The following is a 17,653-nucleotide window of genomic DNA, read 5'->3' as shown; positions in this document are numbered from 1 at the left end:
GCGCTGGGCGCTGGGCGCTGGGCGCTGGGCGCTGGGCGCTGGGCGCTGGGCGCTGGGCGCTGGGCGCTGGGCGCTGGGCGCTGGGCGCTGGGCGCTGCAAGATGTTTCCAGGCACTTAACCTGGCGTCAAGCCCCCTTAGCCAGAAATAACAAGAATAACTACCGCGATCTCCCCCAGAGCCCAGAGCCCAGAACCCAGGCCCTATAGATCCGTACTCTCAAATATCTTATCCGCCGAAGCCGCCACAAATCCCTGATACAAACCGCCGTCTGCCATCGGGTAGCGTTTGGCGAACTCGTAGAAACCGCCAGGGATGGTATGAAGGCCATCACTGAACAGCACTTCCACTTTATCGGCCATGGTTGATGACTGCTCAAGCAGCACGTCCGGGGAGCCTTTGACTTCGCCGCCGGACTCATTGATAGTAAAGCCGGCACCGCGCAGGTGATCATTGACCGCTTTTACGCTGTCAAACGCGCTGAGCTGATTCACACTGACAGTAAAGTGGTTGGCACCATAGCCGTGAGCAGCCAGCCAGGCGGCATACTCGCTCTCTTTTGCCAGCAGCTGATACTCTTCATAACTCACTTGCCACGGACGCCCCTGATGGAGAAAGCGCCCGTCCGAGAGCTGTTCAGGCCTTACCTGAGCGGCCAGGCTCTCCGCCAGACGCTGAAACTCATCACTGAACTCTTTTACTTTCAGCTCACTGATAAACACTTTTGGCAGGGTGGGATCCGGATGCTCAAAGTGACGTGCAGCGAGCTTCTTGGATTCAAACTGATACTCTCCGGCCGCCTGATAACCAAGCGCCAGAAATGGCGCGGCCAGAGCATCAATCCGTACCGGCTCCAGCGCGAACGTACGCAGGGCGATATGGTCATTGATCAGCGGCTCGTCTTCTGTCAGCAGCTGATGTACTTTCGCCGCCGACGGACAGAGGCGACGGGTATAGTCATTCCACAATTGTTCAAACAACAGCGCAGCACTCATAACGCCCTCCTTTGCTTAAAGTGTGATTCCGGGTGACAGACTTTCCGGCAACAGTGGCGCGTCCCCTTCCATTGAAGCGACCGGGTAAGCGCAGTAGTCCGCCGCATAGTAAGCACTCGGACGCAGGTTACCCGAAGCCCCCGGGCCACCAAACGGCGCGTCGCCGCTGGCACCGGTCAGCTGGCGGTTGCGGTTCACGATCCCGGCGCGAATATGGTCAGTAAAGTAACGCCACTCGTCATCATCGGTGGAGATCAGTCCGGCCGACAGACCAAAGCGGGTCTCGTTAGCCATCGATACTGCCTGCTCCAGTCCCTGATAACGCAGAACCTGCAGCAGCGGGCCAAAGTACTCTTCATCCGGCAGCGCTTCTATCGCGCTGACTTCAATAATGCCCGGCGAGACAAAAGCAGCTTCTCCGCGGCGTGCTTCCAGCAGGCTCTTCCCGCCCAAATCCAGCAGATGTTGCTGCGTTGACACAATCGCATCGGCCGCCTGCTCAGAGATCTGGCTGCCCATAAACGGCGCAGGCTCAGCAAACGGCTGGTCCACCAGCAGCGAGCCGGCGACTTCGACCAGGCGTTCAATCAGCGCGTCTCCGGCTTTGCCCTGCGGCACCAGCAGGCGACGGGCGCAGGTACAGCGCTGACCGCCACTGATAAAGGCCGACTGAATGATGGTGTACACCGCCGCATCCGGCTCTCCCATCTGCTCTGAGACCACCAGCGGATTATTACCGCCCATCTCCAGCGCCAGCATCTTGTCCGGTTGTCCGGCAAACTGGCGGTGCAGCAGATGCCCGGTACCGGCACTGCCGGTAAACAGTACCCCATCGATGCCTTTGCTCTGCGAAAGGGCGATACCGGTCTCTTTCTCACCCTGAACCAGGTTCAGCACCCCGGCGGGCAGACCGGCCTGCTCCCACAATTGTACAGCCAGCTCGGCCACTTTTGGGGTCTGCTCAGAAGGCTTGTACACCACGGTATTGCCAGCCAGCAATGCCGGAACGATGTGACCATTAGGCAGGTGAGCAGGAAAGTTATACGGACCAAATACGGCCATCACCCCCAGAGGACGATGGCGCAACACCAGATCATTCCCTGCCGCCTGTTTGCGCTGCTCTCCGGTACGTTCATGGTAAGCGCGTATCGAGATGGCAATCTTTCCGGCCATCGCCGCTGCTTCGGTGCGGGTCTCCCAAAGGGGTTTACCTGTCTCTTCTGCGATCAGGGTCGCTATCTGCTCTGTATGCTGCTTCACCAAATCCGCGTACGCTTCCACCAGCGAAATACGCTCTTCAAGCGGACGGTTTTTCCACTCAACAAACGCGCTGCGCGCCGCAGCGACCGCCTGTTCAACCTGCTCACTATCTGCTGCCCTTCCCTGCCAGAGCATCTGACCACTGAAAGGGGTTTTCGATACCAGCAGTGCTCCGTTTCCGGCGCACCACTGACCATCAATCCAATGCGTCATCACCGCATCCTCCTGTTACTGGGGCATCATGCGAACGAAATCCCCGTCGCCTACCCTGAGTGCATCCGCTACCTCAGGTGAGAGTATGACTGTCTGGGAGCCCGGATCATAAGCGGCTTTGGCAGCCGTTGCCCGGAATCCGGCAAAATCGGTATTGGCGATCAGGTAGTCCTGACCACTGGTGTGCGTACCGGTTTTCACTTTGGCCCGTACCGAGTGACGCACGGTTTCAATATTTCTCAGGTCACACTCGACTGTTGGCCCGGCGTCAAAAATGTCCACATAACCGCGACAGGTAAATCCTTCCTGTTCGAGCAGGCGCAGCGCCGGACGGGTGTTATCGTGTACCTTACCGATCACCGCCTGGGCCTCTTTGCTCAGCAGGTTGATGTAGATCGGCAGCTTGGGCATGAGATCAGCGATAAAACCTTTTTTACCAATCCCGGTCAGGTAATCCGCCTGAGTAAACTCGATTGAAAAGAAGTTATCCTGCAGCCACTTCCAGAACGGGGAGTTGCCCTGCTCGTCAGACACACCTCGCATTTCAGCAAAAATGGTCTGAGAAAAACGCTCAGGGTGTTCCGCCATCATCAGGAAACGGCACTTGGACATCAGCCGCCCGTTCAGCCCGCCGCGAAAATCCGGGCGAAGAAACAGGGTGCAGATCTCGCTGCAGCCGGTGTAGTTATTACCAAAGGTCAGCAGCTTAACCACGTTGTTCACCCCAAGTTTGGGGGAACTGTGGACGATTTTACTGATGTGATAGGTATAAAACGGCACATCCCAGCCGATAGCGGCTTCAATGCCCGTCGTACCGGCGACTTCACCGGTTTCAGAGTCGACCCCGACCATGAGGTAACCCTCATCACCGGGTTCAGTCACATTGGGTTTGACGAAACTGGCCACCGAGTGATTGATCCGGTTGGTGAGCAGTTTTTTATCGACTGGCAGTGAAGTGAATCCATGCCCGGACTCCACCGCGCAGGTGTACAGGGCTTCATAATCTGACTTAGCAATAGGGCGAACAACCAGCATCTTACTTCCCTCCGATGCAAACAGGGCGCGGGCGCGCCCTTCTCCTTAAAATCAGACCAGAGAGGCGATAGCTTTCTCCAGTCTTGCCAGGCCTTGTTCTATTTCCTGGGGTGAGATCACCAGCGACGGAGTAAAGCGCACCACACTGGCACCGGCTACCAGTACCAGCAGGCCTTCTTTACCCGCTGCGATAAGAATATCGCGTGCCCGGCCCTGCCACTCATCATTGAGTGCAGCGCCCAGCAACAGGCCTTTACCACGAACTTCGCTGAAAATCGGGTATTTGGCGTTAATCTTTTCCAGTCCGGCGCGGAACAGGGCTTCGCGCTCTTTCACTCCGGCCAGCACGTCCGGCTGACTGACAATATCCACCACCGCTTCGGCGACCGCACACGCCAGCGGATTACCGCCATAAGTCGAACCGTGGGTGCCCACTTTCATGTGCGGGGCCAGCTTGTCTGTGGTCAGCATGGCGCCGATCGGGAACCCGCCACCCAGTGACTTGGCGGTGCTGAGGATATCCGGCGTGACTCCCAGCCCCTGGTAGGCATAGAAATCACCGGTACGGCCATTACCGGTCTGGACCTCATCAAAGATAAGCAGCGCGTTGTGCTGGTCACACAGCTCGCGCACCGCCTGGGCAAACTCGTCCGTTGGGGAGACAATCCCGCCTTCGCCCTGCAGTGGCTCCATCATCACCGCGCAGGTACGTTCAGAAATGTGCGCTTTCAGCCCTTCCAGATCATTGTAGTCCAGATGGGTGACATCCCCCGGCTTGGGACCAAACCCATCCGAGTAAGCAGCCTGACCTCCCACGGTCACGGTAAAGAAAGTCCGGCCGTGAAAACCCTGCTTAAACGCGATGATCTCGCTTTTGCTTTCGCCAAAGTTGTCCACCGCCCAGCGGCGCGCCAGTTTCAGCGCGGCTTCGTTGGCCTCAGCGCCGGAGTTGGCAAAAAACACTTTGTCGGCAAAGCTGAGCTGAGTGAGCTTTTTCGCCAGCCGCAGTGCCGGTTCATTGGTCATCACATTACTGAGGTGCCACAGCTTACCGGCCTGCTCCGTCAGCGCGCTGACCATAGCCGGATGACAATGACCAAGACAGCTCACCGCGATACCTCCGGCAAAGTCGATATATTCCTTATCGTCCTGATCCCAGACCCGCGAACCTTCCCCGCGAACCGGAATGATCTCCATCGGGCTGTAACAAGGTACCATCACCTCATCAAACCAACTGCGTTCTGCTCTGTTTTCCATCACCATGTCACCTGCTCCATTTCTGACAATGCCTGCACTGTTGATGAAACATTCATCTGCCTCTGCATTGTATTTACATTTCATTAACCAATTCAATAGTGAAAAGTTTTGTTGCTGCGGCAAAAAGCCCGAACAAACACATACATCACGAATAGTTATGCACGAAATACGGAAAGTTATAAAGAGTTATTTGAGGAAACCACTGGGTTAGGAACGAAGCCGTGTGGAATACTGAAGAAGTGAGATATGACAGAAGAAAACACCAGGAATAATCTTTCAGCGCAGAAAAACACCGCCCTGAGCAGGACTATTGTTAAGAAAAGTGATCTAACGCCTGAGGAAGTTGGCCAGCAGCTCGTGGCCCTGCTCGGTTTTGATCGATTCAGGATGGAACTGCACTGCATCGATCGGCAGGCTCTTATGCTGAAAGCCCATGATCTCATCCATACTGCCGTCAGGGAGTTCACTCCAGGCGGTCAGCTCAAAGCAATCCGGCAGAGTGTCGGCTTTTACGACCAGTGAATGGTAGCGGGTGACGGTGAGCGGATTATTCAGCCCGGTAAACACGCTGCGGTTGTTATGCCGGATCGGGGAGGTTTTACCGTGCATTACCTGACGCGCACGCACCACCTGACCGCCAAACACCTGAGCAATCGCCTGATGGCCGAGACAAACCCCAAGGATCGGCAGCTTACCGGCAAAGTGTTTGATCGCCGCAAGAGAGATCCCCGCATCATCGGGCGTGCCGGGCCCCGGTGAAATCACCAGGTGAGCCGGATTCAGCGCTTCAATCTCCTCCAGGGTGATTTCATCGTTACGCACCACCTTCACCTCTGCGCCCAGCTCACAGAAGTACTGGAAGAGGTTATAGGTAAAAGAGTCGTAGTTATCGATGATTAACAGCATGCAGGTGATCGTTTGCGAATAAGTAACCGCGGTATTTTGCCGAAGTGATAAGGAAAGGCAAGGGAAAGTGAAAAAAAGGGCCGGCAAATGCCGGCCCCAGGATTTTACAGTCTGCTGTTAAGCACGACGACGACGCATCCAGCCCAGGCCAAACATGGCCAGCAGGGCACCGAAGCCGAAGGAGCCGCCTGAACCGCCGGTACCGTCGTATTCTGGCAGCGCTGGTTTAGGATCCATTGAGTCCGGTTTGATCACTTCAACGCTCATAGACTTCTGAGCAATAACACGTACTTCCTGCTCTGTATCTGCAGTTGCAGCAACTGCTGCACCTTCTGCGGCAGGAACATCACGTTTACCCTTCAGTTTCATGGTAATGGTGTACTCACCTGGCTCAAAACCATTCAGATTGAAAGTCACCGATTTCTTGTCAGTATCAAAGATCATCTTCGTCGGCAGTTTGCCTTCAAAGTCTTCAGGCATAGGTGAAACACTGATTTCCGCGATATCGTATTTCTTCACCTCTTCACCAGACAGCGGACTTAAGTAGAACGGAACTTCCAGGTAGCCACCTGTGGCTGCCATAGTTACCGGATTTTCCCCGCCTTCGTTCAGCTTATACTTCAGTGCAATCAGAGCTGAATCATGGTCTGATGAGCGATATGCCGTTTCAGCGTAGAACGGGTTAGTGTCTACATTTCCAGCCTCTGCTTCCTCCTTAGTAATCTTCTTATAGTTGCTGTAGTCGACCAGTGACGTTTCCGGTGCGTTGATATGCCAGTCTGTAGCATCAATCAGACGGCTTGTAAGCGACGGTGTAAGCAGCATATGGTCCAGTGAACCCACTTCAGAGCCATATGAGAAGCTCCATGGCTTATCTTCCTTAAGTTCAACAGCATTAACATAACCGTATGTCTTACTCAGTACCTGACCATCAGGGCCCTGGAAAAGGTGTCTTTTTCCGATCTTAGTGTAGCCCGCCGCTTTCAGTACCTTACCATCAGGGTTTTTGGTCAGAAGCAACATTGGGTCTTCTTTAGCGTAGGAGTTCATATCACCAAGCACGACCTGATCGCCCCCGATTTTCTCCATCTCTTCACCAAGCTGGTAAGCCGCCGCAACCCGGAAGTTTTCACATGAACCCTGATAATCATCATTTTTCACATGGCTATACTTTTTATAGTATGTGAAATCTTCCCACGTTTCCCAGCCCTGCCAGTCTTCCCAACAGGTAGAGCCTTTAGATTTCAGATGGTTAACCGCAACAGTCACCTCTTTACCTGTACCCAGTACCCGGAAAGTCGCCGCAATAGTGTTACGCTGGTAGTTTTTCCCGGATTCACGCACTGTCCCTTCTTCGTCAACAATCACGTTGCCGTATTTATCCTGGATCTGCGGAGCGTCCTGCCAGGGCATAGGGATAACTTTGGCCGATTTCAGTGAGACCTTGCTAGGGCGATAGATCAGACCTGATGTAATAACATCTCCACCTACAGAATCCAGCGCATCCAGCACGGTATCACCGTTGGAATCAAAACCAACAAAGGTGTAGCGGTTGAATACAGAGTTGGCTCTGTCCCTCTTGCTATAATCTTCTTCTGTATAATGGTTATTCACTTTTCTCAGCAACTGACGGACAGCACCCCGGTCACCAAAACCGTTGTTCTCTATCTCCATCAGGCCAATAACGTCAGCATCCAGGCCCAGGATCGCTTTAACAATTTTCTTTTCCTGACGCTCAAACTCCAGCTCAGTTTCTGCACCACGGCTGGCACCGTGAGTATTTACAGAGCCACCAAATGGAGAGTTAAAGTAGTTAAGCACGTTCTGGGTTGCGAAAGTGATAGCAAACTCATTGGTCTCAGCCAGGTCTTTGTCATTTACATTCAGATCTGGCTTGTCTTCACGTGGTGTATTGCGGGTAAACGCTGAACTGTCGATGGTATTGGTTGGGATAAGTCGATACTCGTTGTAATCATACAGAATAACCCCTTCAAGGTTTTTCACACCATCATTAATACGAATATGATCCTTGTTATGGTCATTCAGCCCCGCTGTAGCCCGGAAGTCCGGGTAAAATGGAATAATACCGTTCTGTGACTCCTTAACATCTGCATCCACATATATGCGCCGATCAGCGTTATCAGCCGCCTGTTTCAACGACGCTTCACTGCCCGCAACGTGATCCTGGTTCGGATGGCGGTTTATCGTCTCATAAGACAGCACCATATTGTTGCGGTAAACCTTGTCGAGCAATCCATCAAAGTCAAAGCTGTATGAGCGCGTGACACGCATATCCTGCTTGCCTTCTTTGACTGAATCCATGTCCTCAACCAGCTTTATCAACATCCCCTCGTGACGTTCGAGCGTTTTGCTGAATGACTCATCATCCTTATGACGAACCAGATTAACAGGCTGAACCGTTACCGGAGTCGCATTAACTACAGAGTAAACATCATCTGTAGTTGGGATCAGCGTGGTTTGTGTATCAAGGTCCTTGCTGAGCTTCTTGTGTTCCTTAACCTTTGCACGTACACATACTTCCTGCCCCACAAAGTTTGCCGGAAGATCATCCTTGTTAGTTTTAACAAACACACCCTTTGATGTAAGCGCACCGTGCTCAGAGCTGTCCGAAGAGTCGTACAGGAAAAAACCTTTATCGATTCCTTTAATAACCGCGCTCACCACACCCTGTACCAAGTACTCTTCACTCGTTTCATCCACACCTTCTGTCAGTAAAGGTGAACGGAAGCCTGGTCCCTGTACATCTGCAATCAATTTGTAGTCATACTGGCTTTCATCACAGACGTTAACCTGAGGTGCTGGTGGTAGCGGAGAGTCATCCACTTTAGCCGGGTCACCTAAGCCACCAAATGCATCCTTAACCTCTTTTGACCATTCAGTCTCGGTGTAGGTCGCATTTGGAGCCGTTGTCGAAGTCTTACGGCGCAATGTCTGATCTTGCCAGTCGTACGCTTTGTACGAGCCATAGGTACCAACGATGTCATGGATCTGATTTTGTGCACCGGCGGTATCTTTACCCAGCCAAACCGCATCATCACCATTGAAGTTCAACCCACTATGCTTGACTTGGTCGTAGTTACCTGCCGCCACAACCACATTTTCACCACCGAGGCGTTTAGCATAACGCACCAGGTCAGTACTCGCGTCAGCATTGACCACAACGATACTCTTACCAGGCTGCAGAGTGACATCCGCCAGTACAGACTTACCATCTGGACGTTTGACCAAATTCTTGTACGAGCTGTAGAACAGGTGTAACTGATCGGTTAGTTCAAAAGGCTCACTACCCAGGTTACTAATCTCAACAGCTTTGTTATTAGCACTGCCTTCAACATATTCTGTAATAAGAATATCGTTAATTCCCGCCAGCGCAGAAGCACTCAATACCGAGCTGATCGCACCAGCTAATACAGTCATTTTTCTATTCATTTTCAATTCCTTAATTCCCTGGATTAGAAGTAAACGCGGGCATAAGCGTAAGCGCGCTGCGCCGCTTCACCAGAGTTAAACTCCAGTGCAATCACAGAAGAACGGGTTGGACGGTAGTTCACACCGAAAGTCTGCCAGGTACGTGAAGCACCCCAGGTGTTGTCTTCGTTCTTATCCCAGACATCACCAAACTCATCCCACTTCTCGTACTCTTCAAAGTTTGCAGAGAAAGTCAGTTCCCAGATATCCGTCAGGGCGTATTTGGCAGAAACCAGTGCGCCTTTGTTCTTCTCTGTCTGGAAATCGTTGTAGATATAAACTTTGTTATCCGGATCAGTAAGATCTACCGGTGTCTTCACCTGAGAAACGTCTTCCTCTTCGTAGTAACCATTCACACCAATCCAAAGATCTTCAGTCGCGCGGTAGCGGGCACCAAATCCGATCAGCTGTTGCTTACCGTACTTTGAGCGGCCTTCAGCACCCGTGCGGCGCTCGTACCCAACAACTGCTGAATAGTCGTCTGCAAAGTAGCCGATATAGCTGCTGCTGATGTTGCCGAGCTCAGAACCTGAGCTGGATTTGCCGTAATAGGTGTAAGAAGCACCTACTTTCAGGTTGCCAAAGAAACGGCCTTCGTATTTCACCGTCTGGTCCTGGTCACCGGCTTCACCGGTCTCAACCGTGGTATCAAAGGTAAAATCACCCCACTTATCGTAGTCATCGAATGCGGTATCGGTCAGGCCTGCTTCCAGGTAATGGTTTTCCATTACGTCGTAGCCAATGAACACTTTATCGATCGATAACACCATATCGCCGGAACCGCCAACCCAGTTCTCACGCTCGTAATCGAGCTCCAGACGGAAGTGCATTTTATCTTTGACACCCTTAACGCCCATGGTGGCAAAAGAGTCATCAATGTAGTCTTTCTTATCGGTGTAAAACTCGCCGTATTCGTAGCGGGCACCAAGGTGGCCGCCAACGCCGACTTCACCGTACAGTTTCAGGTGGTCGCCATTTTCATTCTGATAAATGGTGGCCGCACTTGCACCACTTGCCGCAAACAGCGCTGATAACGCAATCGCGATAGCATTCCTGTTAGTCATATCAATATCCTTGTGACTTATTTTTTAATTTTCTAATGATATTTTTGCAGCACTTATATTGCTGGAAGGCAGGCACGAGGGCTCAAAAGTAACCAGGAACAAATAACAGGACGGCGCCCGGTATAAAGGGTCACTTCTCGCATTCCACCTTAATATCAGTAAGGGCTGTAATGTCTCTTTTTTATGCAAGTTAAAAAAGCAACACATATAACTAGTGAGATTTCTATCACTTTTTGATAGGCAATATTTCGACAACAAAAACATTTTCAACAGATATAGAAACAAAAGCAAAGTAGCGATATTTTATATTGCCATTTTTAGAGCTAATGCTCAGTTTTTTTCTGGAAAATGATCTATGGGGAAGTCAGTATGTGACACCGCTCCAGACAACATCTAACTTGTTATTTATTGGGAAAATAACCTCAAAAACCAAAGCAAGTAAAGCGCTGACTGATGATTCAGCCATTCACATTAAGGCGACTAAACGATCAGATAAACCCAAAAAGCAACCGATACCACACTTCCAACACCAGAAGTAATAAACACTGTTTTAATTCACTTAAGCTGTGTTTTTTATGACATAGATCGAGGTATTAAAGTCCGAAAAACAAATTTAAGAGGGTAAAGATTCGATGGGGAACATTTCAAACAAACAAGGAATCAAATTAAGCACACACTAATATTTACTCATCTGAACTCTCATTTTTTCAACTTTACGATACCTGATTCTGTTGAAAAAAGGATTGCGTATTAAATATTCTTCCACCAGCACTGGTTAACAATAAACCGATTGTTAGCATCAGATTATTAATAAAAAACATTACAAACAGTTCGCGCATTTTTATTACTTATCCAATCTGAGGCAAACAATGAAAATAAAACTGCTTACGCTCTCTGTCGGGGCAGCGCTCTCTGTCAACAGCTATGCCAACGTAGTGATCTCCGAATACGTAGAAGGTGGTGACTATAACAAAGCTGTCGAAGTCGCCAATACCGGAGATACCGCTGTGAATCTGGCAGAGTACCAACTGGCTACCAAAGTTAACGGTAAAGGTGACCTGACCAAACACTACACCTTCCCCGCCGTTGAACTGAAACCTGGCCAGGTCTTTGTACTGGCGCATAAAGATGCCGCAGCGGAAATCAAAGCCAAAGCCAACATAACCGGTGAAGCAATCATCAACCACAACGGTGATGAAACTTACGCCCTGCTGAAAAACGGTACTCTGGTGGATTACCTGGGCACCGATGGCGATGTGGACTGGGGTAAAGATAAAACTTTCCAGCGGAGCGACTTCACGCCAACCCTGGGGCAGACGTTTGAAGAGAGTAAATGGACCAAACACGCCAAAGACAGCCATGCCGATCTGGGCCTGTTAAATGGCACCGATGCCGGTACCCCTGAAGGCGGTGAAACGCCAGAGCCTCTGACTACCATCATGGAACTGCAGGGAGACAGCTGGAAATCCCCTTTTACCGACCCGGCCAGCGGAAAATACACTTCTGATGAAGTCTTTACCGTTCAGGGCGTGATCACTGCCATTCAGACCAGCACCTCTGTCGCACAGGATCTGCCGGTCGGCTTCTTTATCCAGGATGAGAATGGCGACAGCAACCCGAAAACCTCTGATGCGATTTTTGTGAAAGGGGATGTCAGTGGCCTGAGCACCGGTCAGATCGTTAAAGTAAAAGGCAAAGTTACAGAAGATTTCGGCTGGACGCAGCTTCTGGCTGAGTCCGTTGAAGCAACAGGCAACGGCACTGTTCAGCCAACAGAGCTTCGCCCATTGAGCACAGATAAGAGCTTCGATTTTACCCTTGAACGTCACGAGGGCATGCTGGTCACCCTGAGCAAAGCTTCCGATCTCAAAGTCACCCGCAGTTTCAGTTTTGACTCCGGTCCTGAGCGCGCCAACATGGTCGTTGCCCACAAACGTATCAACGTGCACCCGAACCAGAATCACCTTCCGGGCTCAGACAAAGCGATAAACCAGCACAACTGCAACGAAGACGCCCGCCTGGTGATCGAATCTTTTGAGAAAGCCACAGCTGGTGCTATCCCATGGTATCCGGACTTTGCGACACAATCCGCTACTCCGGCCAAAGATGGCAGCACAATCAGCGAAGATTACATCCGTATCGGAGATAGCGTTGATGGCCTGCAGGGCGTGCTGGGTTACTCCCATTCTGACTACCGCCTGTATGTCACCAATACCGCCAGTAAACAAACCTTTATCCACAGTGACCCGCGCAGCGATGCGCCACACAGCAAAGCCAAGGGGCTGCGCATCGCGACGTTTAACGTGCTCAACTACTTCAACTCCCCGTTTGGCGGAGATGCCAATCCAACCGGAAAAAACCGCGGCGCCCAAACTCAGGCGGAGTTCGACCATCAGAGCGACAAAATTGTCAGTGCCCTGCTGGCAATGGACGCGGATATCCTCGGCCTGATGGAAATCGAAAATAACGGTTTTGGCGAAAACTCAGCAGTTGCGCATCTGGTTGCCAAACTCAACGCCAAACTGCCTCAGGCAGAGCAGTATGCGTTTGTCAGCGGAGACAGTGATGGCAACGGGCAAGCCGACACCCATATCGGCAGCGGTGCGGTCGCCAACCAGGTACTGTTCCGTCCGGCAAAGCTGACCCTGGCGAACTACAAAGTGATCACCATGCCGGAGCAGCGCGGCGAGGGCTACCCGACAAGCCAGCGCGATGCCCTGACACCGACCTTTACCATCAACGGCTCAGTACAAAACCTGACCGTCTCGGTCAACCACTTTAAGTCGAAAGGCGGCGAGTGTATCGAAGATAAGGAGGCCGGCAACGACAACGATATGCAGGGGGCGTGTGAAAACCTGCGTATCTCTGCGGCCGCTCACCTGGCCGGCGAGCTGGAGAAAATCGACGGTTATAAGCTGATCCTCGGTGACCTGAACAGCTACGCAAGCGAAGGCCCACTTCAGGTGCTGACCCAGGTACCGGAAGGCCATACGCTTACCCCGGCCAAACAGACCTTTATCGGTGATAACGCGATGGACGGCGATACGCCGGCATCGATCAGTAAAGGTTTTGGTTACCGCAACCTGATCCGGGAAAAATCTCCGCAGGCTTACAGCTATGAGTACAAAGGTAACGTTGGCACCCTGGACTACATTCTGGCCGATCAGGCTACCGCAGCCAAAGTCAGCGATGCTCTCGACTGGAACATTAACGCCGCTGAATCGGCCCTGTTTGAGTATTCTCAGTCCGGTGAGCTGCCGAAATATCATGATGCCTGGCGCTCTTCAGATCACAACCCTGCTCTGGTTGTTCTCACTCTGGATGGAACCGTTAATCCACCGATAAAAGTGACACCACCGACCAAACCCGTCAATCCGCCAAAAGACGTAAAAGAGAAACCCGAAAAACCGCGTGCAGGCAAACCGATCAGAGTTCTGATGGACCTGACCGTGCTTGGCGATTTTGAGCTGCATGTCGGTGATAAAGCCAGCCTTAACTTCTCACGCACCAGTCAGCATAAAGCCGCCATGGCCGGTGATATCACCAGCTCAGTCACCCTGACAGAAGCCATTATCCAGCAGGGCTGGGTTGAACTCAGCGCTCAGGTCAGCACTTCCGGTGATTACCAGATGAGCAAAGTTATCCAGGGCGCTACCGGCGAGGTTTACCAGTCAGAGCCAGTGGCGGTGGCAATCGGAGAAGAAGATACCGCCTCATCCGGCTCCGGCGGCTCTGCCGGCCTGTTCAGCCTTCTGACTCTGGGCGGCCTGTCCATGCTACGCCGCAGAAAATCATTCCGTGCCAACTCAAGAGGTTAAGACAATGAGAAAAACCACAATTGCCCTGCTTGCTTTGGCTTCATTTACTGCCAACGCCGCTTACATTCAGGCCCACGATCCACACGTTGTCGCGCCGCTGAGCGTGGTGTGTAAAGTTGACTCAGATCCGACCCCTCCGGTCGATCCGAATGATTATTACAGTGAAACTCAGGGACTGCATGGTGAGGCGCTAAAAACCCGCCTTAACCAGATCATCTCAGCTAACGCGGTAAAACTGCCCTACACCAGTGCCTCATTTGATGTCTGGGATGCGCTGGCAATCACCGACGAGGATCCAAATAACCCGGACAACGTGATCCTGCTTTACACCGGACGTTCTCAGGAGAAAAGCCAGAGATCAGGCCAGGGCAACCTGACAAACGATAACTGGAACCGCGAGCACGTCTACCCGAAATCAAACGGCGGATTTAACACCACAAGTGCAGCGGCTTACACCGATATACATCACCTTAGACCGACAGACGAATCACTGAACTCCGAACGCGGCAGCCTTGAATATGATACCGGCGGTGCGCTGACCAAAGAGTCCCCTGAAGCGGGTAACCGCAAAACCTCAACCAACTTTGAGCCGAGAGATGAGGTGAAAGGCGACGTGGCACGGATGATCTTCTATATGGCAACCCGATACGAAGGCCACGATCCTAAAACACCAGATCTGGAACTGGTACCTGCCACCACAGATAACGGAACGGCATTTGGCAATGTCTGTACCCTTCTGGACTGGCACGCCGCCGATCCGGTTGACGCCTTCGAAGCCAAACGCAATGACAAAATATTCGGTATTCAGAAAAACCGTAACCCATACATCGACCACCCCGAGTGGGCAGAGGAGGTCTACCGCAGCGACTGTAAGTAAGACCTGAAAAAAAACGCCGCATCATCTGATGCGGCGTTTTTATTATTGAGTCAAAAACTAAGGACGGGTTACAAAACCCACCGCTTCATAAACCTTCTTCAGCACCTTTTGCGCCTCAGCAGACGCTTTCTCAGCACCGTTACGCATTACCTGGTCCAGGTAAGCGCGGTCTTCACGAATGCGGTGGTACTCGGCCTGAACAGGCTCCAGCATTGCGACCAGGGCTTCGCCCACGTCTTTCTTGAACGGGCCGTACATCTCAACGCCACGGTACTGCTCTTCGATCTCGGCAAAGGTCTTGCCGGTAGCCGCAGAGTACAGGCCCATCAGGTTAGAGATACCCGCTTTGTTTTCCGTATCGTGAGCGATACGTGGCGGAGTTTCGGTATCGGTCTGTGCCTTGTTGATCTTCTTGATGATGGACTTCGGATCCTCCAGCAGGGTGATCACGTTCTTACGGTTATCATCCGACTTGGACATCTTCTTAGTCGCATCCTGCAGACTCATCACGCGCGCGTTCACGGTCGGGATGTAAGGCTCAGGGATCTCGAAGATCGGGTTTTCAGGGCTGTAGATGTTGTTGAAACGGGTCGCGATATCACGCGCCAGCTCCAGGTGCTGTTTCTGGTCGCTGCCCACAGGAACCTGGTGCGCGCCGTACAGCAGGATGTCTGCTGCCATCAGTACCGGGTAGTCGTACAGGCCAACGTTCACGTCATTCGCGTAACGCTGAGACTTGTCCTTGAACTGGGTCATACGGTTCAGCTCACCCATCTGGGTGTAACAGTTCAGAACCCAACCTAACTGAGCGTGCTCCGGTACGTGCGACTGAACAAACAGTGTGCTCTTCTCCGGGCTTACCCCCACAGCAAGACAGATGGCCAGCGCGTCCAGCGTTGCTTCGTGCAGCGCTTTCGGGTCCTGGCGCACGGTAATTGCGTGCAGGTCAACAACACAGTAGTGGCAGTCATAGTCATCCTGCATGTTATGCCACTGACGAAGAGCACCCAGGTAATTACCAATGCTTAGTTCGCCCGACGGCTGAACACCACTTAATACGATCGGTTTTTTTGAGTTGCTCATTTTCGAAAATATCCTTGTTACCAGTTTTCTCAGTTAGGGTGTAAAAATTTGAGATGAACCTTCGAGTGTACTGATCAGCAAAGTTTTTGCCAGCCCCGAAGGAAAATAAACCGACTCACCGCAGACTCAGCAGCTCATCGATGCAGTCTGCGATATGATCCGGGCCGCTGTGGCTGATTGGCTCACCGTGGTTATAACCGTAAGTCAGGCCAAAAGAGGCACAGCCGGCGTTTTTCGCCGCCAGAATGTCGTTTTTGGAATCTCCTACCATCAGCATCTGGGATGGCTCAAGCTGATGCTTGTCCAGCAGGTAGTTCAGCGCCATCGGGTCCGGCTTGCGTTTTTCCACGCAGTCACCACCCAGCACGTCCGCAAACAGATGGCTGATGCCGTGTTTTTCCAGAATTTCCGGAACAAACTTAGACGGCTTGTTGGTGACCAGCGCCAGGGTATAACCGCTCTGGTGCAGCTCGGTCAGGGTTTCTGTCACTTTAGGGTAGAGATGGCTCAGTTTGTGGCCGCTCTGGGCGTAAAAGTCGTCAAACTGCTCGCGGGCCTGTACTTTCAGGCTCTCTTCCAGCTCCACGCACGGCGTCATGCTGCGACTCAAGGCGCGGCTGATAAGAATATCGGCACCATTGCCCACCCAGTCACGAACCTGTTCTTCGGCCACCCCGGGATAACCCAGGTTCTGCACGGTTTTATCCACCGCCCAGGCCAGGTCCGGCACGCTGTCGAGCAGGGTTCCGTCGAGATCAAACGCGATAAGTTTTACTGAATTCAACACCTTTATACCTCCCTTGCTGCGGCAGCGCTGAAGCAGACAACCGCAGAAAAACAAAACGAGGGCCAAAGCCCCCGTCATATCATACCCGAACTGGTACCCTTAGCGCTGAACTTTTGCCAGTTCTTCACGCATCTGGTCGATAACTTCTTTGTAGTCCGGCTGACTGAAGATAGCTGAGCCCGCTACAAACATGTCCGCGCCCGCTTCAGCGATTTCACGGATGTTATCCACTTTTACGCCGCCGTCGATTTCAAGACGGATCTTACGGCCCGATGCATCGATGCGCTTGCGCACTTCACGCAGCTTATCCAGGGTCGCAGGAATAAATGACTGACCGCCAAAGCCCGGGTTTACTGACATCAGCAGGATCAGGTCAACCTTATCCATGATGTAGTCCAGGTAGTGCAGCGGAGTCGCAGGGTTAAATACCACGCCCGCCTGACAGCCACACTCTTTGATCAGCTGCAGGGTACGGTCCAGATGCTCGGTCGCTTCTGCGTGCACAGTGATCATGGTCGCACCCGCTTTGGCGAAGTCAGGGATGATACGGTCAACCGGCTTTACCATCAGGTGAACGTCGATTGGAGCGGTAATACCGTAGTCGCGCAGTGCTTTACATACCGGCGCACCAAACGTCAGGTTAGGCACGTAGTGGTTGTCCATTACGTCGAAGTGAACCACGTCGGCACCGGCTGCCAGTACTTTTTCCACGTCTTCACCCAGACGGGCAAAATCAGCAGACAGAATCGATGGCGCGATAAGAAAATCTTTCATCACAGACCTCATTGCAGGGAGTTTTTTAGTTATCCAGATTGGCTTTCTGGGCAGAAATTGCGCGTCATTCTACCTAAGCCAGCAGATAAATCCCAG

Annotated in this window: 12 protein-coding genes; 2 read left to right on the top strand and 10 right to left on the bottom strand. The window is 52.2% G+C overall.

Features of this window, described 5'->3' with window-relative positions; genetic code table 11:
• Nucleotides 1-202: 202 nt before the first annotated feature.
• The 7 genes from ACVB80_RS21515 to ACVB80_RS21485 form a co-directional block, all read right to left on the bottom strand.
• Nucleotides 203-994: a 2-oxoadipate dioxygenase/decarboxylase family protein gene (locus ACVB80_RS21515; protein ID WP_481083341.1), complete on the bottom strand. Its 792-nt coding sequence runs from the start codon at nucleotides 992-994 to the stop codon at nucleotides 203-205.
• 15 nt (nucleotides 995-1,009) lie between these two features.
• Complete coding sequence (gene astD / locus ACVB80_RS21510; RefSeq protein ID WP_481083340.1) at nucleotides 1,010-2,467, bottom strand: succinylglutamate-semialdehyde dehydrogenase; 1,458 nt, start codon at nucleotides 2,465-2,467, stop codon at nucleotides 1,010-1,012.
• Nucleotides 2,468-2,482: 15 nt separating this feature from the next.
• Entirely contained in the window at nucleotides 2,483-3,502 is a 1,020-nt protein-coding gene (gene astA / locus ACVB80_RS21505; RefSeq protein ID WP_481083339.1) for an arginine N-succinyltransferase, read from the bottom strand.
• 51 nt (nucleotides 3,503-3,553) lie between these two features.
• Complete coding sequence (locus ACVB80_RS21500; RefSeq protein WP_481083343.1) at nucleotides 3,554-4,765, bottom strand: aspartate aminotransferase family protein; 1,212 nt, start codon at nucleotides 4,763-4,765, stop codon at nucleotides 3,554-3,556.
• Nucleotides 4,766-5,086: 321 nt separating this feature from the next.
• The gene (locus tag ACVB80_RS21495) at nucleotides 5,087-5,665 is read right to left on the bottom strand and encodes an aminodeoxychorismate/anthranilate synthase component II (RefSeq protein WP_481083338.1); all 579 of its coding nucleotides are present in this window, start codon (nucleotides 5,663-5,665) and stop codon (nucleotides 5,087-5,089) included.
• 117 nt (nucleotides 5,666-5,782) lie between these two features.
• Nucleotides 5,783-9,115, bottom strand: coding sequence for an ExeM/NucH family extracellular endonuclease (locus ACVB80_RS21490; protein ID WP_481083337.1), 3,333 nt, complete (start codon nucleotides 9,113-9,115; stop codon nucleotides 5,783-5,785).
• 23 nt (nucleotides 9,116-9,138) lie between these two features.
• Entirely contained in the window at nucleotides 9,139-10,218 is a 1,080-nt protein-coding gene (locus tag ACVB80_RS21485; RefSeq protein WP_481083336.1) for a porin, read from the bottom strand.
• A gap of 869 nt (nucleotides 10,219-11,087) precedes the next feature.
• Here ACVB80_RS21485 and ACVB80_RS21480 point away from each other — a divergent pair.
• A complete protein-coding gene (locus ACVB80_RS21480; RefSeq protein WP_481083335.1) occupies nucleotides 11,088-14,036 on the top strand; it encodes an ExeM/NucH family extracellular endonuclease in 2,949 nt (982 codons plus the stop codon).
• 4 nt (nucleotides 14,037-14,040) lie between these two features.
• The gene (locus tag ACVB80_RS21475; RefSeq protein WP_481083334.1) at nucleotides 14,041-14,913 is read left to right on the top strand and encodes an endonuclease I family protein; all 873 of its coding nucleotides are present in this window, start codon (nucleotides 14,041-14,043) and stop codon (nucleotides 14,911-14,913) included.
• Between the two features lie 57 nt (nucleotides 14,914-14,970).
• On the opposite strand, the gene trpS is transcribed toward ACVB80_RS21475, so the two are convergent.
• The 3 genes from trpS to rpe form a co-directional block, all read right to left on the bottom strand.
• Nucleotides 14,971-15,996: a tryptophan--tRNA ligase gene (gene trpS / locus ACVB80_RS21470; RefSeq protein WP_481083333.1), complete on the bottom strand. Its 1,026-nt coding sequence runs from the start codon at nucleotides 15,994-15,996 to the stop codon at nucleotides 14,971-14,973.
• Between the two features lie 115 nt (nucleotides 15,997-16,111).
• The gene (locus tag ACVB80_RS21465) at nucleotides 16,112-16,780 is read right to left on the bottom strand and encodes a phosphoglycolate phosphatase (protein WP_481083342.1); all 669 of its coding nucleotides are present in this window, start codon (nucleotides 16,778-16,780) and stop codon (nucleotides 16,112-16,114) included.
• 102 nt (nucleotides 16,781-16,882) lie between these two features.
• The gene (rpe, locus tag ACVB80_RS21460) at nucleotides 16,883-17,557 is read right to left on the bottom strand and encodes a ribulose-phosphate 3-epimerase (RefSeq protein ID WP_481083332.1); all 675 of its coding nucleotides are present in this window, start codon (nucleotides 17,555-17,557) and stop codon (nucleotides 16,883-16,885) included.
• Nucleotides 17,558-17,653 lie beyond the last annotated feature (96 nt).

It is taken from the genome of Vibrio sp. 9-16B-A1 (assembly GCF_056726165.1).
This window is presented reverse-complemented; position numbering and strand designations above follow the sequence as displayed.